Consider the following 22,458-nt stretch of genomic DNA (forward strand, 5'->3'; position numbering starts at 1 on the left):
CCGTGACGGTCACGCGCGTCCGCGGTACGTGGGGCAGGGCGGGGGCACGGCTGTCCGGGCGCGGAAATCGCGACCCCGACGGTCGAGCCGAATGAGAGCATAGTCCATTGTTACCTCTACTCACAATGAGCGGAGTCCTGATAGTCTCCCTCCCATGGATTCTTCCGACCCCGACGGCCTGCTCGCCGAACAGCTGCTGCGGCTGACGCGCAGGCTCCAGCGCATTCAGAGCCGCCAGCTGGAGCCGATCGATATCACGCCCGCGCAGTTCCGGCTGCTGCGCACCGTGGCGCACTACGACGGTCCGCCCCGGATGGCGGATCTCGCACAGCGCCTCGATGTCGTCCCGCGCGCGGTCACCACGTTGGTGGACGCTCTGGAGGCCGGCGGCCGGGTGCGGCGCATCCCTGATCCGGACAGCCGCAGAGTGGTCCGGATCGAGATCACGGACGAGGGCATCGCCACACTCCGTTCGCTGCGCGACGCGCGCCGGGCAGCCGCAGAGGAGATCCTGGCTCCATTGACCGCCGATCAGCGCGAGGTGCTCGGCGGACTGCTGACCGCTCTCGTCAACGGAATGCCGGAGCGCCGCTGCTGACCCACGGGACGCAGCGCCGAGCCGCCGAACCGCCAAACCGCCGAGGAGACCTGACCATGCCGCTGCTGGAGCCGAATCCCGACATCCTGCGCCCCACTGCGGCACGCCCGCCGTCCCACGACCGTGTTCCCGACGGCCGGGCGCAAGGCACGCCGGAACCGCTCCGCGGCGAGCTGACCGCCCTGCTCGGCGCGCACAAGGTGCTCTGGAAGATCTCCGACCTGGTGAAGTACGCCTCCGACGCCAGTCCGTACCGGTTCGTGCCGCAGGTGGTCGTCGTCCCCGAGGACATCGACGACATCTCCGCGATCCTGTCGTACGCCCACGGCAAGGGCCGCAACGTCGTCTTCCGCGCCGCGGGGACCAGCCTCAACGGCCAGGCGCAGGGTGAGGACATCCTCGTCGACGTCCGGCGGAACTGGGCGGGCATCGAGGTCCTGGACGACGGTGCCCGTGCCCGTATCCGCCCGGGGACGACGGTGGTGCGCGCCAACGCGGCTCTCTCCCGGTACGGCCGGCTGCTCGGGCCCGACCCGGCCAGCGCCATCGCCTGCACGATCGGCGGAGTCGTCGCCAACAACGCCTCCGGGATGACCGCCGGCACCACCCGTAATTCGTATCGCACGGTCGCCTCGCTCACCTGCGTGCTGCCCAGCGGCACGGTCGTGGACACCGGCGACCCGGCGGCCGACGAGGATCTGGCCCGTGCCGAGCCGCGGCTGTGCGAGGGGCTGCTGGCGCTGAAGGCGGAGATCGAGGCCGATGCCGCGCTCACGGCCCGCATCCGGGCCAAGTACGAGATCAAGAACACCAACGGCTACCGGCTCGACGCGTTCCTCGACGGCTCGACCCCGGTGGAGATCCTGCGCGGGCTGATGGTCGGGTCCGAGGGCACCTTCGGCTTCATCTCCGAGGTCGTCTTCGACACGCTGCCGCTGGACCGCCGGATCTCGACGGGGCTGCTGTTCTTCCCCTCGCTGACCGCCGCGGCCGCCGCCGTCCCGCTGTTCAACGAGGCGGGCGCCATCGCCGTCGAGGTGATGGACGGGAACACCCTGCGGGCCTCCGTCAGCGTGCAGGGGGTGCCCGCCGACTGGGCCGGACTGCCGAAGGAGACCGCCGCGCTGCTGGTGGAGTTCCGGGCCCCGGACGACGAGGGCCAGGAGGCGTACGAGCGGGCGGCGGCCGAGGTCGTACGCCGGCTCGACCTGGTCCGTCCGGTCACCTCCGTGACCAATGAGTTCACCCGGGACGCCCGGACCATCTCCGGCTACTGGAAGGCCCGCAAGGCCTTCGTCACCGCGGTCGGCGGCTCCCGCCCCTCGGGCACGACGCTGATCACGGAGGACTTCGCCGTCCCGCCCTCCCGGCTGGCCGACGCCTGCGAGGCACTGCTCGCGCTCCAGGCCGAGCACGGCTTCGACGCCGCCGTCGCGGGCCACGCCGCACACGGCAACCTCCATTTCCTGCTGGCCTTCGACGCGGCGCGGCCGGCGGACGTCGACCGATACGCCGCGTTCATGGCCGACTTCTGCCGGCTGACGGTGGAGCAGTTCGACGGATCGCTCAAGGCGGAGCACGCCACGGGACGCAATATCGCCCCCTTCCTCGAACTGGAGTGGGGCCCGCGGGCGACCGAGCTGATGTGGCGTACGAAGCAGGTCATCGACCCGGACGGCATCCTGGCCCCACGGATCGTCCTCGACCGTGATCCGAAGGCGCACCTGCGTGGGCTGAAGACGATTCCCAAGGTCGAGCCGGTCGCCGACCCCTGCATCGAGTGCGGCTTCTGCGAACCGACCTGCCCCAGCCACGACCTGACCACCTCGCCGCGTCAACGCATCGTGCTGCGGCGGGAGATGATGCGCCAGCCCGGCGGCTCGCCCGTGGAGACGGGTCTGGTGGACGCCTACGGGTACGACGCCGTGGACACCTGTGCCGGTGACTCGACCTGCAAGCTCGCCTGTCCGGTCGGGATCGACACCGGCGCCATGATGAAGGACTTCCGTCATCAGCGTCACTCCCGGCGCGAGGAGCGGATCGCCGCCCTCGCCGCGAAGCATTTCCGCGCCGCGGAGACGGCGGCACGGCTGGCCGTGGCCGCGGCGAGCCGGATCGACGACCGGCTGCTTCAGGGTGTCACGCGTCTCGCCCGCCGCGCGGTAAACCCGGATCTCGTCCCCGAGTGGCTTCCGGAAATCCCCGGGGCGGCATCCCGGAAGCTGCCGCGCACGTCCCGGGCAGGGGCGAGCGCGGTCTACTACCCGGCCTGCGTCAACCGCATCTTCGGCAGCCCGGACGGGTATCAGGGCCCTTCGCTGCCGCAGGCCGTGGTCGCTGTTTCGGCCCGTGCGGGCAAGCCGGTCTGGATCCCGGACGATGTCCATGGGACCTGCTGCGCGACCATCTGGCATTCCAAGGGGTACAACGCGGGCAACGCCGTCATGGCCAACCGGATCGTGGAGGCCGCCTGGGGCTGGACGGCCGGTGGAAAGCTGCCCCTGGTGGTCGACGCCTCCTCCTGCACGCTGGGCATCGCCCACGAGGTCGTCCCGTACCTCACCGAGGACAACCGGAAGTTGCACCGCGAGCTGACGGTGGTCGACTCCCTGGTCTGGGCGGCGGACGAGCTCCTGCCCGGACTCACGGTGCTGCGTCGGACCGGTTCCGCCGTGCTGCACCCGACCTGCTCCATGGAGCACCTGGACGATGTGGACCGGTTGCGCGCGGTCGCGGAGGCCTGCGCGCACGAGGCAGTGATCCCCGACGATGCCGCGTGCTGCGGCTTCGCGGGCGACCGGGGGATGCTGCACGAGGAGCTGACGGCGTCCGCCACGGCGAAGGAGGGCGCCGAGGTCCGGCCCCGGGAGTACGACGCGTATCTCTCGGCCAACCGGATGTGCGAGATCGGAATGGACCGGGCGACGGGCCGTTCCTACCACTCGGCGCTCATGGAGCTCGAATGGGCAACCCGCCCAGGCTCCGGCTCCGGCTCCGGCTCCGGCTCCGGCTCCGGCTCCGGCTCCGGCTGAAGCGTACGGTGGCGGCCTGTCAGGCGCTCAGGCTCGCCCGGTCGCCCATCACCACGACCGGGTGCTGCTTCGGGTCCAAGGTGCGCAGCAGCTTCTCCATGGCCGGCTTCGACACACTCACACACGCCGAAGTCCCGCTGCCGTGGTCCATGTGCAGCCAGATGCTGCCGCCCTTCGACTGGCCCTGCGGGCGCGTCGGGTCGTTGGGCGGGGTGCCCTTGACCCGGTTGTAGTCGATGGCGATGACGTAGTCGAAGTCGTGCCAGTGGGACTTCGCCCAGTAGTGCGGGGCCTGGATGGACGCCGACCGCGTGTACGGGAGGAGGGCGCCGGGGTCGGCCAGCACACCGCCCGCGTCGCTGAGGGTGAAGACGCCGACCGGGCTGCGCTTGTCGTCCTCGTGGTGGTTGGACGCCCAGCCCTTCTTGCCGTTGTGCGCCTTCCAGCCGGCGACCTTGTCCCACGTGGAGCCGGACTTGGTGTAGAGCACGACGGTGGAGTCGGCGGAGTCCTTGCCCGCGCCGTAGACGGCGACGACCTGCCGGGACTCGGCCGGGATCTGCGACTGGAGCCGGTCGCCCACATCGGGGATGCGCTTCAGGCCGGTGGTCTGCTCCTTCTGCTTGCCCTTCTCCGCGGCGGCCGACCGCCCGGCGCCGCGCTTCTTCGTGTCCTGGCTGTCGCCGCAGGACGTCAGGGTCGTGAGCAGGACACCACAGGCGGCCGCCGAGACCACCACTCGTACCGCACCGGCTATATGCATCCGCCCATGCTCGCACTTGGTGACGTGCGCCTTCGCCCGCCCGAGGGGGGCCCGGCGAAAGCGTGCCGAATCTTTACCCGTCCGCGGCCGGGCCCGCACAGCCGGTCCCGTCCCCGGCCGGGCCGCGATAAAAGCGTTTGCCGCGTCCCCGGTGATACGCGAGGCTTGCACGGTTTGGTTCCCCGCCTGCGAATCCCCGCGGGCGGCCCGGTGTTTCACCCGATGCGTCCCGGGGCCCCTCGCGGGTCCCGGCCTCTTTCGATTCCTTTGGGACGTCATGCACATTCGCGATCTTCCGTACCTGGATCCCGGCGATCCCGATGTCCGTTCGGGCCCTCGCTTTCTGTACTGGCTGGGCCGCAATCAGATCCGTGGGCAGCTCAAGTCCCTGCTCTGGGGCCTCCTGCACCAGTGCTCCATCGCGGGCTACCCGCTCGGCGTCGGACTGGCCGTCCAGGCGGTCATCGACCGGTCGGGCGGACGGCTCGCGCTGGCCGGCGGCCTGACCGCGCTTCTCGGTGTGCTGACCTCGGTGAGCGACACGATGCTCCACCGCAGCGCCGTCACCAACTGGATCACCGCCGCGGCCCGGGTCCAGCAGCTGCTGTCCCGCAAGACCGCCGAGCTGGGCTCGGCGCTGACCCGCAGGGTCGCCGCGGGCGAGGTGGTGGCGGTCTCCACCGGTGACGTGGAGAAGATCGGGTGGTTCGTCGAGTCCCTCTCCCGCTTCCTGGCCGCCGCGACGGTGCTGGTCGTCATCAGCGTCGGACTCCTCCTCTACCTGCCCTCCCTGGGCATTCTCGTGGCGATCGCCATGCCCTTCCTGGCCCTGTCCGTGCTGCCGTTGCTGCCCCGCGCCACCCGCCGTGCCGACGTCCAGCGCGAAAAGGCGGGCAAGGCCACCGAGCTGGCCTCGGACACCGTGGCCGGGCTGCGCGTGCTGCGGGGCATCGGCGGCGAGGACCTGTTCCTGGACCGCTACCGGCGCGCTTCCCAGGAAGTCCGCAAGGCCGCGGTGCACAACGCCCGGATGTGGTCGCTCATCTCCGCGGTCCAGGTCCTGCTGCCGGGCGTGCTGCTGCTCGTCCTGGTCGTCTACGGGGCCTCGCTGGCGAGGGACGGGAAGGTCGAGGTCGGCCAGCTGGTGACGGTGTACAGCGCGGCGACCCTGACCCTGTTCCCGCTGCGTCACTTCGAGGAGATCGCCATGGCGTATTCCTTCTCCCGGCCCTCGGCGCAGCGGGCGGTGCGGGTGCTGTCGCTGAGCCGGACCGCTCGTGCGGCCACGGCCGACACCGTCCCGACGGGCGACCTGTACGACCCGGTCACCGGGCTGCTCGCGCCCCAGGGGCTGTTCACCGCCGTGGTCTGCGGCGATCCCGACGAGGCGGGCAGGCTGGCGGAACGGCTCGGCGGGCATGCCCAGCCCGAGGAGCGGGAAGAGGCGGGCGAGGAATCGGCCGCCTCCGGGCCGCCGTCCGTCCTGCTGGGCGGCGTACCCCTGGACGAGCTGGATCTGGACGCGGCGCGGACCGCCGTCCTGGTCCAGGACAAGGATCCGGTGCTGCTCTCGGGCACCCTGCGTGAGCTGCTCGACGTGCCGTCGTCCGGCAGGGTCACGGCTCGGGCCGCCCTGTCGGCCGCCCAGTGCGACGACGTACTGGCCGCCCTGGCGCAGGCGTCCCCCGGCTCGGACGTCGAGCCGCTGGACACCCGGATCACCGAACGCGGCCGGTCGCTCTCCGGCGGACAGCGTCAGCGGCTCGCGCTGGCCCGGTCGTTGATCACCGACCCGGACGCCCTCGTCCTCGACGAACCCACGTCCGCCGTCGACTCGCACACCGAGGCGCGGGTCGCCGCGGGCGTGAAGGCGCTGCGCACGGACCGTACGACCGTCGCCTTCTCCTCGTCGCCGCTGCTGCTGGACCTGGCGGACCGGGTGGCGCTGGTCCACGGGGGCTCGGTGGTGGCCGCCGGTACACACCGTGAGCTGCTGCTCTCCGAGAAGCGGTACCGGGACGTCGTCACACGCGATACCGGCGAGGAGCCGGCGGCCGCGGCGGGCCGCGACGAAGAGATCGGCACGAGCGAGGAAATCGAGGAGCGGGCATGATCGGCATGGCCCCACCGGCCCACGACCCGGCGGCCCCGGAGTCGGCCACGACCCTGCCGGTCGGCAGCCCCGCGACGGTACGCGCCTATGTGCGGGGGCTGATCCGCCGCCACCGGCGCCCGTTCATCGTGGTGACCCTGCTCAACACGCTCGCGGTGACCGCCTCGATCGTCGGTCCGTACCTGCTGGGCGGTCTCGTCGAGGATCTGTCCGAGGGCGCCACCGACCTGCGTCTGGAGCGCACGGCTGCCGTCTTCGCGGTCGCGCTGGTCGTGCAGACGGTGGCCACCCGCATGATGCGGCTGCGCAGCGCGATGCTGGGTGAGGAGATGCTCGCCGATCTGCGCGAGGACTTCCTCGTGCGCTCGGTGCGGCTGCCCCCGGGTGTGCTGGAGCGGGCCGGCACGGGTGACCTGCTGTCCCGGATCACGACGGACATCGACCGGCTGGCCAACGCGATGCGCGAGGCGGTGCCGCAGCTGACCATCGGCGTGGTGTGGGCGGGGCTGCTCATCGCCGCCCTCACCATCACCGCTCCCCCGCTGGCGCTGGCGGTGCTCGTGGCGGTGCCGGCGCTGCTGATCGGCTGCCGCTGGTACTTCCGCCGGGCGCCCTCGGCGTACCGCTCGGAGGCCGCCGGTTACGCGGCGGTCGCGGCTGTGCTCGCGGAGACGGTGGACGCGGGGCGGACCGTGGAGGCGCACCGGCTGGGCGCGCGCCGGATCGCCCTGTCGGACCGGCGCGTGAAGGAGTGGACCGCCTGGGAGCGCTACACGATGTTCCTGCGCTCCGTGCTCTTTCCCGTCATCAACGCCACGTACGCGACGATTCTGGGCGCGGTCCTGCTGCTGGGCGGCTGGTTCGTCATCGAGGGCTATCTGACCGTCGGCCAGGTCACGACCGGTGCGCTGCTCGCCCAGATGATGGTGGACCCGATCGGTCTGATCCTGCGCTGGTACGACGAGTTGCAGGTCGCCCAGGTGTCGCTGGCGCGTCTGGTGGGTGTCCGGGAGATCGAGCCGGACGCGGGCGATGCCTCGGTGGCCCCGGACGGCCGGGACGTGCGCGCCGACGAGGTGCGGTTCGGGTACGTGGACGGGGTCGATGTGCTGCACCGGGTGTCGCTGGACGTCGCGCCGGGTACGCGGCTGGCGCTGGTCGGCCCGTCGGGTGCGGGCAAGTCGACGCTGGGGCGGCTGCTGGCGGGGATCTACGCCCCGCGGACCGGTGAGATCACGCTCGGGGGCGCGCAGTTGGCGCGGATGGCGACGGAGCGGGTCCGTTCGCATGTGGCGCTGGTCAACCAGGAGCACCATGTGTTCGTCGGTTCGCTGCGGGACAACCTGCTGCTGGCCCGTACGAACGCCGAGGACGCGGAGCTGTGGGCGTCGCTCGCGGCGGTGGACGCGGACGGCTGGGCGAGGGCCCTGGAGGCGGGGCTCGACGCCGAGGTCGGCTCGGGCGGTCTGGTGATCACACCGGCACAGGCGCAGCAGATCGCGCTGGCCCGGCTGGTCCTGGCCGACCCGCACACGCTGGTCCTGGACGAGGCGACCTCGCTGCTCGATCCGCGCGCGGCCCGGCATCTGGAACGCTCGCTGGCCCGGGTGCTGGACGGGCGTACGGTCATCGCGATCGCGCACCGGCTGCACACCGCGCACGACGCGGACATGATCGCCGTGGTCGAGGAGGGCCGGATCAGCGAGCTGGGCAGTCATGACGAGCTGGTGGCGGCGGACGGCGCGTACGCGGCGCTGTGGCGGTCCTGGCACGGCTGACGGTCCGGGGTCCGTGGACGTTCCCGGGGGCCGGCCGACCGGCCGGCCCCCGGGGCACTGGTGTCAGATGACGTTCATCGCGAACGCCGCGCCCACTCCCCCGAGCACCATGAACACCGGCATCAACACCTTGATCTCCACCCAGCTGCCGGCCTTGAAACGCATGGCCTTCGGCGGGCCGATGGGGTACCAGCGCTTGCGGCCGACCGGGATCGGCCACAGGATCGGGCAGCCGGACACGGTCAGCGCGTCACCGATGTCGTGGATGAGGGCGCCGAGCACGATGGGCAGCCCGAGCCAGAGGTATTCCTGCCCGGGGTCGGTGAAGAGCCAGTCGGAGCCGTTGCCCGGCTGGTCGAGGATGCCGGCGAGGATCCACGCGCTGGTCGCCCCCAGCAGCCAGACCAGGACGTCGCTGGAGACCCGGGCGGCCCGCCACAGCAGGCCTTCGACGGCGAGGACCAGGTGGACGAAGAGGATGCCCAGCACGGCCCAGCGGCCGCCGGTGAACGCCGCGCCGGAGGCGCCGGCGCCGATCAGGACCGCCCACGCCCAGGTGTGGGTCAGGGTACGGTGGCCGCCGTTGCGCGTGGAGTCGCCCCGCATCCGGGTGGCCTTGTAGACGGCGTGCGAGAGCTTGTCGACGATCTCGCACAGGGTGCGTGAGACCGGCCCGAAGGCACGCGAGATGGTCGCCGACTTGTGGTCGAGGTCGGGGGCGAGCGCCGCGCCCGCGCTGATCAGCGCGCCGACGACGAGGACGGGCCACGGCATGGGGTGGCCGGCGGCAGCCGCGGCGGCACCCACCCCCAGCCAGGCCGCTGCCCCGGACAGTGAGTGTGCCGGTCCCATCATGACTGCTGAGCCCCCCGTGGGTGTCGCCGAGTGCGCCAGGCGGTGCCTGCGCGCGAGGCCCGGCCACCGCCGTTGCGGCGCGGCCGAGTTGAGAGGGCAGCGTATCGTCCGTGATCTTCCCGCTGTCGTCCGGTTCCCTCATCGGGGCCGAAGGCAGGCAAGATGGGGGGCGTGACCCTTATTGATCAGCTGCCCCCGACCGACGATCCCGACGCCCTCTTCGAGGCCTTCTCGTCCTGGACCGAGACGCAGGGGATCACCCTCTACCCCGCTCAGGAGGAGGCGCTGATCGAGGTGGTCTCCGGGGCCAACGTGATCCTTTCCACGCCCACCGGGTCCGGGAAGAGCCTGGTCGCGGCGGGTGCGCACTTCACCGCCCTGGCCCAGGACAAGGTCACCTTCTACACCGCCCCGATCAAGGCGCTGGTCTCGGAGAAGTTCTTCGACCTGTGCAAGCTGTTCGGCACGGAGAACGTCGGCATGCTCACCGGGGACGCCTCGGTCAACGCCGACGCCCCGGTGATCTGCTGCACCGCCGAGGTGCTGGCCTCCATCGCGCTGCGTGACGGGAAGTACGCGGACATCGGCCAGGTCGTGATGGACGAGTTCCACTTCTACGCGGAGGGGGACCGGGGCTGGGCCTGGCAGATCCCGATCCTGGAGCTGCCGCAGGCGCAGTTCATCCTGATGTCGGCGACGCTCGGCGACGTGCGGATGTTCGAGGAGGACCTGACGCGGCGTACCGGCCGCCCCACCTCCGTGGTCCGCTCGGCGACCCGTCCGGTGCCGCTGAGCTACGAGTACCGGCTGACGCCGATCACCGAGACGCTGACCGAGCTCCTGGAGACCAGGCAGTCGCCGGTGTACATCGTGCACTTCACCCAGGCCGCCGCGGTGGAGCGGGCGCAGTCGCTGATGAGCATCAACATGTGCACCAAGGAGGAGAAGGAGAAGATCGCCGATCTGATCGGCAACTTCCGCTTCACCACCAAGTTCGGCCAGAACCTCTCGCGTTATGTGCGGCACGGCATCGGTGTGCACCACGCCGGCATGCTCCCGAAGTACCGTCGGCTGGTGGAGAAGCTGGCGCAGGCCGGTCTGCTGAAGGTGATCTGCGGTACGGACACGCTCGGCGTCGGTGTCAACGTGCCCATCCGCACCGTGCTGTTCACCGCCCTCACCAAGTACGACGGCACCCGTGTGCGGACGCTGCGGGCCCGTGAGTTCCATCAGATCGCCGGCCGGGCCGGGCGGGCGGGTTTCGACACGGCGGGCTTCGTCGTAGCCCAGGCGCCCGAGCACGTCATCGAGAACGAGAAGGCGGTCAAGAAGGCCGGCGACGACCCGAAGAAGAAGCGCAAGGTCGTCCGCAAGAAGGCTCCCGAGGGCTTCGTGGCCTGGTCGGAGACCACCTTCGACAAGCTGATCCAGTCCGATCCGGAGCCGCTGACCTCCCGTTTCCGGGTCACGCACACGATGCTGCTGTCCGTGATCGCCCGGCCGGGCAACGCCTTCGAGGCCATGCGGCATCTGCTGGAGGACAACCACGAGCCGCGCCGGGCGCAGCTGCGCCATATCCGCCGGGCCATCGCGATCTACCGTTCGCTGCTGGACGGTGGCGTGGTGGAGCAGCTGGACCAGCCGGACGCGGAGGGCCGTATCGTGCGGCTGACCGTCGACCTCCAGCAGGACTTCGCGCTGAACCAGCCGCTGTCCACGTTCGCGCTCGCCGCGTTCGAGCTGCTGGACCCGGACTCGCCGTCGTACGCGCTGGACATGGTCTCGGTCGTGGAATCGACGCTGGACGACCCGCGCCAGATCCTGGCCGCACAGCAGAACAAGGCGCGCGGCGAGGCGGTCGGGCAGATGAAGGCCGACGGGATCGAGTACGAGGAGCGGATGGAGCTGCTCCAGGAGGTGACGTACCCGAAGCCGCTGAGCGAGCTGCTGTGGCACGCGTACGACGTCTACCGGCGCAGCCACCCGTGGGTGGGCGACCATCCGGTGTCGCCGAAGTCGGTGATCCGTGACATGTACGAACGGGCCATGACGTTCACGGAGTTCACCTCCAACTACGAGCTGGCGCGCACCGAGGGGATCGTGCTGCGCTATCTGGCGAGCGCGTACAAGGCGCTGGAGCACACCATCCCGGACGACATCAAGTCCGAGGACCTGGAGGATCTGATCGCCTGGCTCGGGGAGATGGTCCGTCAGGTGGACTCCAGTCTTCTCGACGAGTGGGAGCAGCTGGCCAACCCCGAGGTGGAGACGGCCGAGCAGGCGCAGGAGCGGGCCGACGAGGTCAAGCCGGTCACGGCGAACGCCCGCGCCTTCCGGGTCCTGGTGCGCAACGCGATGTTCCGCCGGGTCGAGCTGGCCGCGCTGGACCGGGTGCGTGACCTCGGCGAGCTGGACAAGGACGCGGGCTGGGACGAGGACGCGTGGGGCGAGGCGATGGACGCGTACTGGGACGAGTACGAGGAGCTGGGCACCGGTCCCGACGCGCGCGGGCCGAAGCTGCTGAAGATCGACGAGGACGCCGAGCACGGTCTGTGGCGGGTCCGTCAGACGTTCGCCGACCCGAATGGCGACCACGACTGGGGCATCAGCGCCGAGGTCGACCTCGCGGCGTCGGACGAAGAGGGCCGGGCGGTCGTGCGGGTCACCTCCGTGGGCCAGCTGTGAGCGGACGCGCGATGTCACCGCGAGAGTGGAGAGGAACGGCATGACGAACCCCGCCGAGAGCCTGGTCGATCTGCTCGACCTGGAGCGGATCGAGGTGAACATCTTCCGCGGCCGCAGCCCCGACGAGTCCCTGCAACGGGTCTTCGGCGGGCAGGTGGCGGGGCAGGCGCTGGTGGCCGCCGGCCGCACCACGGACGGGGACCGGCCGGTGCACTCGCTGCACGCCTATTTCCTGCGTCCGGGCCGTCCGGGCGTGCCGATCGTCTACGACGTCGAGCGGGTCAGGGACGGCAGGTCGTTCACCACCCGCCGCGTGACGGCCGTGCAGCAGGGCCGGACGATCTTCAACCTGACGGCGTCGTTCCACCGTCCCGAGGAGGCGGGCTTCGAGCACCAGCTGCCGCCGGCCCGCGTCGTGCCCGGTCCCGAGGAGCTGCCGACGGTCGCCGAAGAGGTGCGCGAGCACCTGGGCGGTCTGCCGGAGGCCCTGGAGCGGATGGCGCGGCGTCAGCCGTTCGACATCCGCTACGTCGACCGGCTGCGCTGGACGCGGGAGGAGGTCAAGGACGCCGACCCGCGCAGCGCTGTGTGGATGCGCGCGGTGGGTCCGCTGGGCGACGACCCGCTGGTGCACACGTGTGCGCTGACGTACGCGAGTGACATGACGCTGCTGGACGCGGTCCGCATCCCGGTGGAGCCGTTGTGGGGGCCGCGTGGCTTCGACATGGCGAGCCTGGACCATGCCATGTGGTTCCACAGGCCGTTCCGGGCGGACGAGTGGTTCCTGTACGACCAGGAGTCGCCGATCGCCACGGGTGGGCGGGGGCTGGCGCGCGGCCGGATCTACGACCGTGCGGGCGATCTGCTGGTGTCGGTGGTGCAGGAGGGGCTGTTCCGGCGGCTGGGCGGCGCCTCGTCCGTGTAGCACCTCAGGTGCCGGGCAGCACGTCCTGCTCGACCTCGTGCCGCCGGTGGCGGATGGCGGGCGGCGCGGGGTGCAGTTTGGCGTCGCAGGAGGGGCCGAGGCCGGTGCGGCGGGACGCTGTGCCGGTGAGCGGCCGTCCGCAGAGGCGGCAGCGCACGGTGCGGGGGCCGGTGGCCGCGGCGGTGCCGGGCAGCGGCTCGGCCGCGGGGACGGCTTCGGGTGACTCCACGCGGTCATCCTCCCAGCTGCCCGGTCCTGGCCGTACGGGGGACACCCGCCGCGGGAACGCCCGGCGGCGGGTGTCCTGGTCCTGCCGCCGGCCCGCGCCACCGAAGGCCGGCCGCGCGCTGCGGCTCCGAGTCCGTGCCGGGCGGCACGCTTGTGCCGCCGACGGAGCCGTGAGGCGCCGTCAGGCCCTTTCGCGGCGGTCGGAGTCCGAGCACAGCGCCCAGATGATGAAGACGTCGATGGCGATGAGCACGATGGACCACAGCGGGTAGTGCGGCAGCCAGGCGAAGTTGGCGAGTGCGCCGAGTCCGGCGAGCACGACGCCCACGACCCGCGCCCACAGGGCCCCGGTGAACAGGGCGAAGCCCGCGAGCACGATGACGATGCCGAGGATGAGGTGGATCCAGCCCCAGCCCGCCAGATTGAACTGGAAGACGTAGTCGCGCGTGGCGACGAACACGTCGTCCTTGGCGATGGCGGAGATTCCCTGGAGGACCGCCATGGCCCCGCCGAAGATCATCAGGACCGCCGCGAACGCCGTCCAGCCCGCTCTGAACGGATGGTGTGAGCCGCTGGTGCCGCGGGTCGTCCGTGCCGCACTGCCGGTGCCGGCCATCTGGGGCCTCCTTTACTGGCTCGGTCACCCGGCAGGAGAGGTGTGCCCACCAGGCGTCCCGATTCCAGCGTGGCATGGGCACGCGTGTCCGGCAGAACGGCGGGCAGTAGCTGTGCGGGGCTGCTCGCACCCGCGCCGACCTGGAGTTATGATCGCGCGGCCGCATTGCCGGTCCGCGCGGAGGGATGGTCGAGGCGTCGTCGGCGCCGCATCCCGCCGTCACCGTGAAAGGACCCGCCCCATGACCGAGATCGTCCAGGTGTCCGGACCCGAGCTGGTCACGTACGCCGATGAGCTGGCCGCTCTGCTGGTGGAGACCGTCGGCGGCGGTTCGTCGGTGGGTTTCCTCGCGCCCCTGGACCGGGGTGCCGCCGCGGACTGGTGGCGGGAGCGGGCCGCCGCCGTGGACGCGGGTCGGCTGCAGGTGTGGCTGGCCCGGGACGGGGAACGCATCGCCGGGACGGTCGGCCTGGTCAGGGCGCCCCTGCCCAATGCCCGCCACCGCGCGGAGGTGACCAAGCTGATGGTCCGCCCGTCCGCCCGCGGCCGCGGTCTCGGCCGGGAGCTGCTGGACGCGGTCGAGCGCGCGGCCGGTGAGGACGGCATCACGCTGCTGGTCCTGGACACGGAGAGCGGGGGCCTGGCGGAAGGGCTGTACCGGTCGGCCGGCTGGACGGAGTGCGGGTCCGTCCCGGACTACGCGGCGGACCCGGGCGGGGTCCTGAAGCCGACGACCTTCTACTACAAGGCGGCCGGCTTCGTACCCCGGGAGCCCCGGGCGTAAGAATGGGCGGGAAGACACCGACGAGGAGACCTTCATGACGCTGTACGACATCCCGCTCCGCACCCTCAGCGGCGAGCCGACCACCCTGGGCGCCTACAGCGGCCGGGCGGTGCTGCTGGTGAACGTCGCATCGCAGTGCGGTCTGACCCCGCAGTACGCCGGGCTGGAGCGCCTCCAGAAGGAGTACGGGGACCGCGGTCTGACCGTGCTCGGCGTGCCGTGCAACCAGTTCGCCGGCCAGGAGCCGGGGAGCGCGGAGGAGATCCGGACGTTCTGCTCGACGACGTACGGGGTGACCTTCCCGCTGCTGGAGAAGACCGACGTCAACGGTGCCGGCCGGCACCCGCTGTACGCGGAGCTGACGCGGCTCGCGGACGCGGACGGCGAGGCCGGGGACGTCCAGTGGAATTTCGAGAAGTTCCTGATCTCGCCGGCCGGTGAGCCGGTGGCCCGTGTCCGTCCGCGTACGGAGCCGGAGGCCCCGGAGCTGGTGGCCGCGATCGAGGCGCAGCTCCCGGCTTGAGGCACGGCTCCCGGTCCAGGGGGCGCCGGCCTCAGGCGCGGCTCAGCAGCAGGGAGCCCTTGGGGTAGGTGGCACCGCCGTTCACGTTCGCCACCTGGATGCGGACGGGGGTGCCCTCCTTGATGTTGCCGGTCTTCCACGACGTGCAGTAGGGCGCGGTGTGGCCACGGGTGGTGGCGGTGCGGTCCCAGGTGCCGTCCCCGCCGATGTCGAGCTTCACCTCGATGCTCCAGCCGTCGGCCGAGGTGTCGCAGGCGCGGATCGAGTCGCCGGGGGCGCCGCCGTAGGGGTCGGCGTTCCATTCCCCGTAGCCGCCGAATGTCGCGTCGACCGTCCGGGGCGCGGCGGACGCCGTTCCCTGGGCGGTGACGACGAGCCCGAACGCCGCAGCGGCGGCCGCCGCGAGCCGTATTCCACCGGTCCCCACCATGCTCTGCCCCCTTCATCACCCGGTCACGATCTCCACGGGGAATCTACAGGTACATGGCAGGTGCACACCATCGTGAGCGGTACACGCGAACCCCCCGCCCCCGGCACGTGGTGCCGGGGGCGGGGGTCGGTTCGTGCTCCGGGCCGCTGAGGGCCGTCAGCGGATCGGCATGCCGGAGAGGGTGCGGGCGATGACCAGGCGCTGGATCTCGCTCGTTCCCTCGAAGATCGTGTAGATCGCGGCGTCCCGGTGCATGCGCTCGACCGGGTATTCACGGGTGTAGCCGTTGCCACCGAGGATCTGGATCGCCTGGGCGGTGACCTTCTTGGCGGTCTCGCTCGCGTAGAGCTTGGACATGGAGCCCTCGGCGGACTCGAAGGGCTTGCCGGCGGTGGCCATCCAGGAGGCGCGCCAGACCAGGAGGCGGGCCGCGTCGATCTGGGTGCGCATGTCGGCGAGCTGGAAGGCGATGCCCTGGTTGTCGATGATCGGGCGGCCGAACTGGGTCCGGGTCCTGGCGTAGTCCAGCGCCACCTCGTACGCGGCACGGGCGGTGCCGACGGCCATGGCGCCGACGGCCGGGCGGGAGGCCTCGAAGGTGGCCATCGCCGCGTTCTTCACACGCTCGCCGCCTGAGGCGGCACGCTCGCGGGCGCGGGCGAGGCGCTGGTCGAGCTTCTCCTTGCCGCCGAGCAGGCAGTGACCGGGGACGCGCACGTCCTCAAGGACGACTTCGGCGGTGTGCGAGGCGCGGATGCCGTGCTTCTTGAACTTCTGGCCCTGCGACAGGCCGGGGGTGTCCGGCGGGACGATGAAGGAGGCGTGCCCCTTGGAGCCGAGTTCGGGGTCGACGACGGCGACGACCACGTGGACGTTGGCGATGCCGCCGTTGGTCGCCCAGGTCTTGGTGCCGTTGAGCACCCACTCGTCCTTGGCCTGGTCGTAGACCGCGCGGGTGCGCATCGAGGCGACGTCGGAGCCGGCGTCGGGCTCGGAGGAGCAGAAGGCGGCGACCTTGACGTCGTCGGCGTCGCCGTACATCTGCGGGATCCAGGTGCCGATCTGTTCCTCGGTGCCGTTGGCGAGGACGCCGACGGCCGCCAGGCCCGTACCGACGATCGACAGGGCGATGCCGGCGTCGCCCCAGAACAGTTCCTCCATGGCCATCGGGATGCCGAGCCCCGTAGGATCGAAGAACTGCTGGGCGTAGAAGTCGAGGGAGTAGATCCCGACCTTCGCCGCCTCCTGGATGACGGGCCAGGGCGTTTCCTCACGCTCGTCCCACTCCGAAGCGGCCGGACGGATCACGTCAGCGGCAAAGCCGTGAAGCCAGTCACGGACCTCCTTCTGGTCATCGTTGAGTTCGAGCGTGAACTCCGCCATGTTCCCCTCCACGTGCTACCTCGAAACGCCTCGTTACTTGCGGTAACAACAGTCTGTTACCGGCAAGTAGCCTCTGTCAACCACGCGAGACGCCATCCGCGCCGCGCCGGACAGGGTGTTACGTTGCGCAGGCAGGACGGACAGGCACGGCCAGGGGTGGGAGAAACGACATGGAGACCACACGACAGGCGGAGCGCCAGCGGACCTCGGCGGAGCGCCGCCGCCGTGAGCTGCTGGAGGCCGCCGACCGCGTGGTACTCAGGGACGGCCCCGGGGCCTCGATGAACGCCATCGCGGCCGAGGCGGGAATCACCAAGCCCATCCTCTACCGGCACTTCGGCGACAAGGGCGGTCTCTACCGCGCCCTCGCCAAGCGGCACACCGACGCCCTGCTGAGCGCCCTGCGCGCCGCCCTCGACGCGCCCGCCGACCGCCGCGAACGGGTTGAGTCGACCCTCGACACCTATCTCGCGGCCATCGAGGCACGCCCTCAGGTCTACCGCTTCCTGATGCACCCGTCCGACGACGCCACCCCCTCCCCCGAGCAGGGTTTCGACGTCGGCCGGCACTCCGCGCCGCTGCTGCGCCGCCTGGGCGAGGAGCTCGCGGCCGTCATCGCCGAGCGGGTGGACCTCGGCCCGGACAGCCAGGCCATGGCCCGCATCTGGGGCCATGGCATCGTCGGCATGATGCACGCGGCGGGCGACTGGTGGCTGGGCGAACGCCCGTGCTCCCGCGAGCAGTTGGTGCGGAGCCTGGCCGATCTACTCTGGGGCAGGCTGGCCGCCGCCGGCGACCGCTCGGGCGGCCCCGGCTTCTGACGGGCCACCGGTCAGGCGGTGCGCCCCCAGGGTGCCCGGCGGGCCGCGCGCAGCACCCGAACCCGGCGCAGACCGGTCAGCCGGTCGGGGTAGACCCGGCCGTCGAGGTGGTCGCACTCGTGCTGGAGGCAGCGCGCGAAGAAGCCGGTCCCGGCGATCCGCACCGGCTCGCCCTCCACCGTCACCCCCTCCACCACGGCGTGGTCGAAGCGCGGCGTGCCGGCCTCCAGGCCCGGGAGCGAGAGGCAGCCCTCGGGTCCGCGCACGGTGACACCGTCCGCCTCGACCAGTACGGGGTTGACCACGTGGCCCAGGTGGCGCACGTCCTCGTCGTCGGGGCAGTCGAAGACGAACACCCTTGACGGCACACCGATCTGGTTGGCGGCGAGCCCGACGCCCCGCGCCTCGTACATCGTGGCGTACATGTCCTCGACGAGCCGGGCGAGCGCGGGACCGAAGTCCGTGACCGGTTCGCACGCCGCGTGCAGGACCGGGTCGCCGAGCAGGCTCATGGTCCGGACGATTCCGGAACTGCCGGGGATCGGGCGGTTTCGCATGGCGGTCATCGTACGTTCCGCACGACCGCCCGGACATGCCGGGCACCCCGCCCCCGCCCCCGTCAACTCCCGCGCTCCGGTCACCCGGCCGGACTCCGGGGCCGGCCCCGCGGCCGCACATGTGATGCGTGATGCGGGCGCCGAACGTGAACGGTTCGGGCGCTCAGCGACTTCCACACGTTCATGTCTCTGACCAACGCACACATGCATGACCGTTGACGTGCCCATGGCATCACTCTACGGTCGATGGAAAGCGCTTGCACCGGGCCGGGCGCCAGTCCGCGCCACACCCTCCCCCCACCTGGAGTCGAACGATGCAGATCAAAACCGTTCTCGCATGTGCCGGCCTGCTGGCCGGCTCGCTCGCCACCCTGGGCGCCACCGCGCAGGCCGCCCCGGCGCACGAGACGGCCTCCGTGCGACCGGCCGCCGCAGCGCTGTACGTGGCGCCGGACGGCACCGCCGACGCGGCGGGCACGGAGTCGGACCCCACCACGCTGTCCTCGGCGATCGGCCGGGTCGGCTCCGGAGGGACGATCTACCTGCGCGGCGGCACGTACCACTACGGGCAGACGGTCACCATCGAGCCGGGCAACGACGGCACGTCGGGCGCCCGCACCACGATGGCCGCCTACCCGGGCGAGCAACCGGTGCTGAACTTCTCGGAGATGAGCGAGGACCCGGCCAACCGCGGGCTCGCGGTGAACGGCGCCTACTGGCACATCGACGGCATCACGGTCGAGCACGCGGGTGACAACGGCATCTTCGTCGGCGGCAGCAACAACGTCATCGAGCACGTCGTGACGCGCTTCAACCACGACTCGGGCCTGCAGATCTCCCGGATCTCCTCCAGCACCCCCGACGACGAGTGGCCCGCCGACAACCTCATCCTGAGCTCGGAGTCGCACGACAACGCCGACTCCGACGGCGAGGACGCCGACGGCTTCGCCTCCAAGCTCACCTCGGGCCCCGGCAACGTCTTCCGCTACACCGTCTCCCACAACAACATCGACGACGGCTGGGACCTCTACACCAAGAAGGACACCGGCCCGATCGGCCGGGTGACCATCGAGGACTCGCTCTCCTACGACAACGGCACCCTCTCCGACGGGACCGTGAACGACGACGGCGACCGCAACGGCTTCAAGCTCGGCGGCGACGGCATCGCGGTCGACCACATCGTGCGGCGCAACATCGCCTACAACAACGGACACCACGGGTTCACGTACAACAACAACCCCGGCTCGATGACCGTGTCGGACAACATCGGCATCGACAACGAGGAGCGCAACTTCTCCTTCGACAAGGGGACTTCGGTGTTCCGCGACAACACCTCCTGCCGTGGCGGCAGCGGCTCCAACGACAAGACCGTCGGGGACGCGGACAGCTCCAACCAGTTCTGGTCGGGATCGAACGGCTCCCGGTGCTCCGCGTACGAGGGCGCCATGCAGTGGTCGTTCGCCTCGGACGGCCGCCTCGTGGTGTCGTTCGGCGGGAACGTCGTCACGCCGTGACCGGCCGCGGGGCCCGGGGGTACGGCATACCCCCGGGCACCGCTCCCCCTCACCCCTCCCGCAGACTCGTGATCAGTTCGCGCGGCAGACCGTGCGTGTCGTGGAGGTAGTGGAAGTCCTCGTCGGTCAGCGACCCCCGGAAGCGGGGCCGGGCGAGCACCCGACGGCCCCGTTCCAGGAGCCCGGTGAACCGGCGCTCCTCCTCGGCCAGCACCCGCGGCACCACACCGGGGTCCAGGTCCTGCCGGAAGTGGTCCAGGGTGTGCCGGACCAGTTCGGGCGGCAGGTCCCCGAGGGTGCGCGAGGGATCGTCGCGCCGGAGCACGGTCAGCACCCGCCGCAGCAGGCGCCGCAGCACGTACCCCCGCCCGGTGGCGGCCGGGCGCACCCCGTCCCCGATGACGACGACGGCGGACCGCAGATGGTCGCAGACCAGCCGCAGCGACACCTCGTCCAGCGGCCACGGGCCCGGCACGAGGCGGCGCCAGGGGTCGAAGGCGTCGCACTCGAAGACCGACCGCCTGCCCTGGAGCAGCGTGGCCAGCCGCTCAAGACCGAGCCCGGTGTCGACATTGCGCCGGGGCAGCGGCACGAGCGAGCCGTCGTCGAGCCGGCGGTGGCTCATCGTGACGTGGTTCCACACCTCCACCCACCGCTCGTCCCGGGTGGGGGTGGAGACGGGCGGTCCCTCACCGCTCCACAGGAAGATCTCCGAGTCGGGGCCGCAGGGTCCGACCGGGCCGTTGGACCACCAGTTGTCCTCCACGGTGAGCTCGACGGGGACACCGAGGTCCTGCCACATCCGCAGGGAGGCCGTGTCCCGCCCGGTCCGGCCGTCACCCGCGTACACCGTGGCGTGCAGCCGTCCGGGGTCGACCCCCAGCCCCTCGGTGAGCAGCCCGTATCCCCAGTCGAGGCTGCACGGGCCGTCGTAGTCGCCCAGCGACCAGGTGCCGAGCATCTCGAAGACGGTCAGGTGGGTGGCGTCCCCGACCTCGTCCAGGTCGGTGGTCCGCAGACAGCGCTGTACGTTGACGAGCCGGCTGCCCCCGGGGTGGGGGCGGCCCTCCAGGTACGGGGTGAGCGGGTGCATGCCGGACGTGGTGAAGAGCACGGGGTCGCCGGGCGGCGGCAGCAGGGTCGAGCCGACGACGCGGTGGTGGCCGCGGTCCTCGAAGTACTCGACGAATGTGCGGGTCAGCTGTTCCGTATCCATGGGGATGACTCCTTCGCGTCGCAGCGGGGAGGCACCGGAGAACGGGACCCGTTCGGTCACCCGGCCGGGGCACGAATACCGCGGCACTACCGACGGACCGTTTCCGGTCGCCGGGGGAGGGGAATGTCAGACGGCGGCAACCGGCGAGCCGGGCGCTCGCGCGGTCGCGGTGGTGATCGGGCCGATGACGTTCATAACGGCGACGGTAACGCGCTCCCGGCCGCCGGCGCACCCGGAATTCCGGGCCGGCGCACCCGCGGACCACGCGATGGCGCTCCCGCGCGCCGCTCATTCCACGGGAACTCCACGTGCCGGACGGTGCCGCGGTGCCGTCACCGCGCCGGACATCGATAGGCTGGGCGGCGGACCGATGCAAGGAGGATCTAGGACGATGGCAGGCAACACGGAGCCGTTGTCGCCGCGGGCCAAGCTGGCCGTGACGGCGGGCAAGGCCGCTGCGGCGGTGTCGCGGGCAGCCGGGCGGGGCAGCGGATCGGTGATCGGCGGCCGGGTGGCGCTCAAGCTCGACCCCGACCTGCTCGGGCGGCTGGCGCAGCACCTGGACGTGATCCTCGTGTCGGCGACGAACGGCAAGACGACCACCACACGGCTGATCGCCGAGGCGCTGCGGGCCGCGGGCCCGGTCGTCTCGAACGCGCTGGGCGCCAACATGCCCGCGGGCATCACCTCGGCCCTGGCCGGCGGCTCCGACGCGCAGTACGGCGTGATCGAGGTCGACGAGAAGTACCTCGCGGGGGTCGCCCGCGACACGACGCCCAAGGTGATCGCGCTGCTCAACCTCTCGCGCGACCAGCTGGACCGGGCCGCGGAGACGCGGATGCTGGCCGAGAAGTGGCGCGAGGGACTGTCCGGCTCCAAGGCCGTGATCGTCGCCAACGCCGACGACCCGCTGATCGTCTGGGCGGCCTCCTCCTCCCCCAATGTGGTGTGGGTGGCAGCCGGCCAGGCGTGGAAGGACGACGCCTGGTCCTGCCCGTCCTGCGGCGGTGTCATGCAGCGCCCCGGCGACGACTGGTTCTGCGGCGAGTGCGGTTTCCGCCGCCCGCCGCCGAGCTGGGTCCTGCACGGGGACTACGTCCTCGACCCGCACGGTTCGGCGTGGCCGATCCACCTCCAGCTCCCCGGCCGCGCCAACAAGGCCAACGCGACGAGTTCGGCGGCCGTCGCCGCCGTCTTCGGTGTGCCGCCCCAGGTGGCCCTGGAGCGCATGTACCAGGTGCAGGCCGTCGCCGGCCGCTACGACGTGGTGAGCTTCCTCGGCCGTGAGCTGCGGCTCCTGCTGGCGAAGAACCCGGCGGGCTGGCTGGAGACGTTCTCCCTGATCGACCCGCCGCCCACCCCGGTGATCCTGTCGGTCAACGCGCGCGGCGCGGACGGCACGGACACCTCGTGGCTGTGGGACGTCGACTACACCCAGCTCGCGGGCCACCCGATCTTCGTGCTCGGCGACCGCAAGCTGGACCTCGCGGTCCGGCTCGAAGTGGCCGGACTCGACTTCCGGGTCTGCGAGAACCTCGATGAGGCCGTGCAGCAGGCACCGCCGGGACGCATCGAGGTCATCGCCAACTACACCGCCTTCCAGGATCTGCGCCGTCGTGTCGGCAACTGACCCCGGC

General features: G+C 71.3%; 19 protein-coding genes. 11 read left to right on the forward strand and 8 right to left on the reverse strand.

The window, feature by feature from the left end; genetic code table 11:
- Positions 1 to 154 precede the first annotated feature (154 nt).
- Both P8A18_RS02705 and P8A18_RS02710 read left to right on the forward strand, forming a co-directional pair.
- Positions 155 to 598: a MarR family winged helix-turn-helix transcriptional regulator gene (locus P8A18_RS02705; RefSeq protein ID WP_018555349.1), complete on the forward strand. Its 444-nt coding sequence runs from the start codon at positions 155 to 157 to the stop codon at positions 596 to 598.
- 56 nt (positions 599 to 654) lie between these two features.
- The gene (locus P8A18_RS02710; RefSeq protein WP_306051407.1) at positions 655 to 3,630 is read left to right on the forward strand and encodes an FAD-binding and (Fe-S)-binding domain-containing protein; all 2,976 of its coding nucleotides are present in this window, start codon (positions 655 to 657) and stop codon (positions 3,628 to 3,630) included.
- Positions 3,631 to 3,649: 19 nt separating this feature from the next.
- Here P8A18_RS02710 and P8A18_RS02715 read toward each other — a convergent pair whose 3' ends face one another.
- Positions 3,650 to 4,369, reverse strand: a complete 720-nt coding sequence (locus P8A18_RS02715; RefSeq protein ID WP_371933757.1) for a L,D-transpeptidase family protein — start codon at positions 4,367 to 4,369, stop codon at positions 3,650 to 3,652.
- A 301-nt stretch (positions 4,370 to 4,670) separates the two neighbouring features.
- Between P8A18_RS02715 and P8A18_RS02720 the strand changes: the two genes are divergently transcribed.
- Positions 4,671 to 6,506: an ABC transporter transmembrane domain-containing protein gene (locus tag P8A18_RS02720; protein WP_306051412.1), complete on the forward strand. Its 1,836-nt coding sequence runs from the start codon at positions 4,671 to 4,673 to the stop codon at positions 6,504 to 6,506.
- Positions 6,503 to 8,284, forward strand: a complete 1,782-nt coding sequence (locus tag P8A18_RS02725) for an ABC transporter ATP-binding protein (protein WP_306051414.1) — start codon at positions 6,503 to 6,505, stop codon at positions 8,282 to 8,284. The genes P8A18_RS02720 and P8A18_RS02725 overlap by 4 nt, the downstream gene beginning before the upstream one ends.
- Positions 8,285 to 8,347: 63 nt before the next feature.
- Here P8A18_RS02725 and P8A18_RS02730 read toward each other — a convergent pair whose 3' ends face one another.
- Entirely contained in the window at positions 8,348 to 9,139 is a 792-nt protein-coding gene (locus tag P8A18_RS02730) for a metal-dependent hydrolase (protein WP_026250306.1), read from the reverse strand.
- Between the two features lie 171 nt (positions 9,140 to 9,310).
- Here P8A18_RS02730 and P8A18_RS02735 point away from each other — a divergent pair, with 171 nt between their 5' ends.
- Both P8A18_RS02735 and P8A18_RS02740 read left to right on the forward strand, forming a co-directional pair.
- A complete protein-coding gene (locus P8A18_RS02735; protein WP_306051416.1) occupies positions 9,311 to 11,824 on the forward strand; it encodes a DEAD/DEAH box helicase in 2,514 nt (837 codons plus the stop codon).
- Positions 11,825 to 11,864: 40 nt separating this feature from the next.
- Positions 11,865 to 12,749: an acyl-CoA thioesterase gene (locus P8A18_RS02740; RefSeq protein ID WP_306051418.1), complete on the forward strand. Its 885-nt coding sequence runs from the start codon at positions 11,865 to 11,867 to the stop codon at positions 12,747 to 12,749.
- A 4-nt stretch (positions 12,750 to 12,753) separates the two neighbouring features.
- Here the strand turns inward: P8A18_RS02740 and P8A18_RS02745 are convergent, their stop codons facing one another.
- Together P8A18_RS02745 and P8A18_RS02750 are read right to left on the reverse strand one after the other, a co-directional pair.
- Positions 12,754 to 12,978, reverse strand: a complete 225-nt coding sequence (locus P8A18_RS02745) for a DUF6011 domain-containing protein (RefSeq protein ID WP_306051420.1) — start codon at positions 12,976 to 12,978, stop codon at positions 12,754 to 12,756.
- A gap of 180 nt (positions 12,979 to 13,158) precedes the next feature.
- Positions 13,159 to 13,593, reverse strand: coding sequence for a DUF7144 family membrane protein (locus P8A18_RS02750; protein ID WP_306051423.1), 435 nt, complete (start codon positions 13,591 to 13,593; stop codon positions 13,159 to 13,161).
- A 241-nt stretch (positions 13,594 to 13,834) separates the two neighbouring features.
- Between P8A18_RS02750 and P8A18_RS02755 the strand changes: the two genes are divergently transcribed.
- Positions 13,835 to 14,377: a GNAT family N-acetyltransferase gene (locus P8A18_RS02755; RefSeq protein ID WP_306051426.1), complete on the forward strand. Its 543-nt coding sequence runs from the start codon at positions 13,835 to 13,837 to the stop codon at positions 14,375 to 14,377.
- Positions 14,378 to 14,411: 34 nt separating this feature from the next.
- Complete coding sequence (locus P8A18_RS02760) at positions 14,412 to 14,900, forward strand: glutathione peroxidase (protein WP_306051428.1); 489 nt, start codon at positions 14,412 to 14,414, stop codon at positions 14,898 to 14,900.
- A 31-nt stretch (positions 14,901 to 14,931) separates the two neighbouring features.
- Here P8A18_RS02760 and P8A18_RS02765 read toward each other — a convergent pair whose 3' ends face one another.
- On the reverse strand, positions 14,932 to 15,330 hold the full coding sequence (locus P8A18_RS02765) for a hypothetical protein (protein ID WP_306051429.1): 399 nt from the start codon (positions 15,328 to 15,330) through the stop codon (positions 14,932 to 14,934).
- A gap of 156 nt (positions 15,331 to 15,486) precedes the next feature.
- Positions 15,487 to 16,713, reverse strand: coding sequence for an acyl-CoA dehydrogenase family protein (locus tag P8A18_RS02770; protein WP_306051432.1), 1,227 nt, complete (start codon positions 16,711 to 16,713; stop codon positions 15,487 to 15,489).
- A 170-nt stretch (positions 16,714 to 16,883) separates the two neighbouring features.
- On the opposite strand from P8A18_RS02770, the gene P8A18_RS02775 reads away from it, so the two are divergent.
- Positions 16,884 to 17,534 (forward strand): TetR/AcrR family transcriptional regulator, encoded by a 651-nt coding sequence (locus P8A18_RS02775; RefSeq protein WP_306051434.1) that lies wholly within the window; start codon positions 16,884 to 16,886, stop codon positions 17,532 to 17,534.
- A gap of 11 nt (positions 17,535 to 17,545) precedes the next feature.
- On the opposite strand, the gene def is transcribed toward P8A18_RS02775, so the two are convergent.
- Positions 17,546 to 18,100: a peptide deformylase gene (gene def / locus P8A18_RS02780; RefSeq protein ID WP_306051435.1), complete on the reverse strand. Its 555-nt coding sequence runs from the start codon at positions 18,098 to 18,100 to the stop codon at positions 17,546 to 17,548.
- Positions 18,101 to 18,405: 305 nt separating this feature from the next.
- Here def and P8A18_RS02785 point away from each other — a divergent pair, with 305 nt between their 5' ends.
- On the forward strand, positions 18,406 to 19,605 hold the full coding sequence (locus P8A18_RS02785) for a right-handed parallel beta-helix repeat-containing protein (RefSeq protein ID WP_306051437.1): 1,200 nt from the start codon (positions 18,406 to 18,408) through the stop codon (positions 19,603 to 19,605).
- Positions 19,606 to 19,654: 49 nt separating this feature from the next.
- On the opposite strand, the gene P8A18_RS02790 is transcribed toward P8A18_RS02785, so the two are convergent.
- Positions 19,655 to 20,821, reverse strand: a complete 1,167-nt coding sequence (locus P8A18_RS02790) for an alanine--tRNA ligase-related protein (RefSeq protein WP_306051439.1) — start codon at positions 20,819 to 20,821, stop codon at positions 19,655 to 19,657.
- A 391-nt stretch (positions 20,822 to 21,212) separates the two neighbouring features.
- Here P8A18_RS02790 and P8A18_RS02795 point away from each other — a divergent pair, with 391 nt between their 5' ends.
- Positions 21,213 to 22,451, forward strand: a complete 1,239-nt coding sequence (locus P8A18_RS02795; RefSeq protein WP_136205529.1) for a Mur ligase family protein — start codon at positions 21,213 to 21,215, stop codon at positions 22,449 to 22,451.
- The last annotated feature ends 7 nt before the right edge of the window (positions 22,452 to 22,458 follow it).

Source organism: Streptomyces sp. Mut1, from assembly GCF_030719295.1.
GTDB classification, from domain to species: Bacteria; Actinomycetota; Actinomycetes; order Streptomycetales; family Streptomycetaceae; genus Streptomyces; species Streptomyces castrisilvae.

Excerpts from the sequence above, each read along its gene's own strand:
- P8A18_RS02705 (WP_018555349.1), top strand. The coding sequence starts at position 155 with ATGGATTCTTCCGACCCCGACGGCCTGCTCGCCGAACAGCTGCTGCGG.
- P8A18_RS02710 (WP_306051407.1), top strand. The coding sequence starts at position 655 with ATGCCGCTGCTGGAGCCGAATCCCGACATCCTGCGCCCCACTGCGGCA.
- P8A18_RS02720 (WP_306051412.1), top strand. The coding sequence starts at position 4,671 with ATGCACATTCGCGATCTTCCGTACCTGGATCCCGGCGATCCCGATGTC.
- P8A18_RS02725 (WP_306051414.1), top strand. The coding sequence starts at position 6,503 with ATGATCGGCATGGCCCCACCGGCCCACGACCCGGCGGCCCCGGAGTCG.
- P8A18_RS02730 (WP_026250306.1), bottom strand. The coding sequence starts at position 9,139 with ATGATGGGACCGGCACACTCACTGTCCGGGGCAGCGGCCTGGCTGGGG.
- P8A18_RS02740 (WP_306051418.1), top strand. The coding sequence starts at position 11,865 with ATGACGAACCCCGCCGAGAGCCTGGTCGATCTGCTCGACCTGGAGCGG.
- P8A18_RS02750 (WP_306051423.1), bottom strand. The coding sequence starts at position 13,593 with ATGGCCGGCACCGGCAGTGCGGCACGGACGACCCGCGGCACCAGCGGC.
- P8A18_RS02755 (WP_306051426.1), top strand. The coding sequence starts at position 13,835 with ATGACCGAGATCGTCCAGGTGTCCGGACCCGAGCTGGTCACGTACGCC.
- P8A18_RS02760 (WP_306051428.1), top strand. The coding sequence starts at position 14,412 with ATGACGCTGTACGACATCCCGCTCCGCACCCTCAGCGGCGAGCCGACC.
- P8A18_RS02765 (WP_306051429.1), bottom strand. The coding sequence starts at position 15,330 with ATGGTGGGGACCGGTGGAATACGGCTCGCGGCGGCCGCCGCTGCGGCG.
- P8A18_RS02770 (WP_306051432.1), bottom strand. The coding sequence starts at position 16,713 with ATGGCGGAGTTCACGCTCGAACTCAACGATGACCAGAAGGAGGTCCGT.
- P8A18_RS02775 (WP_306051434.1), top strand. The coding sequence starts at position 16,884 with ATGGAGACCACACGACAGGCGGAGCGCCAGCGGACCTCGGCGGAGCGC.
- def (WP_306051435.1), bottom strand. The coding sequence starts at position 18,100 with ATGACCGCCATGCGAAACCGCCCGATCCCCGGCAGTTCCGGAATCGTC.
- P8A18_RS02785 (WP_306051437.1), top strand. The coding sequence starts at position 18,406 with ATGCAGATCAAAACCGTTCTCGCATGTGCCGGCCTGCTGGCCGGCTCG.
- P8A18_RS02790 (WP_306051439.1), bottom strand. The coding sequence starts at position 20,821 with ATGGATACGGAACAGCTGACCCGCACATTCGTCGAGTACTTCGAGGAC.
- P8A18_RS02795 (WP_136205529.1), top strand. The coding sequence starts at position 21,213 with ATGGCAGGCAACACGGAGCCGTTGTCGCCGCGGGCCAAGCTGGCCGTG.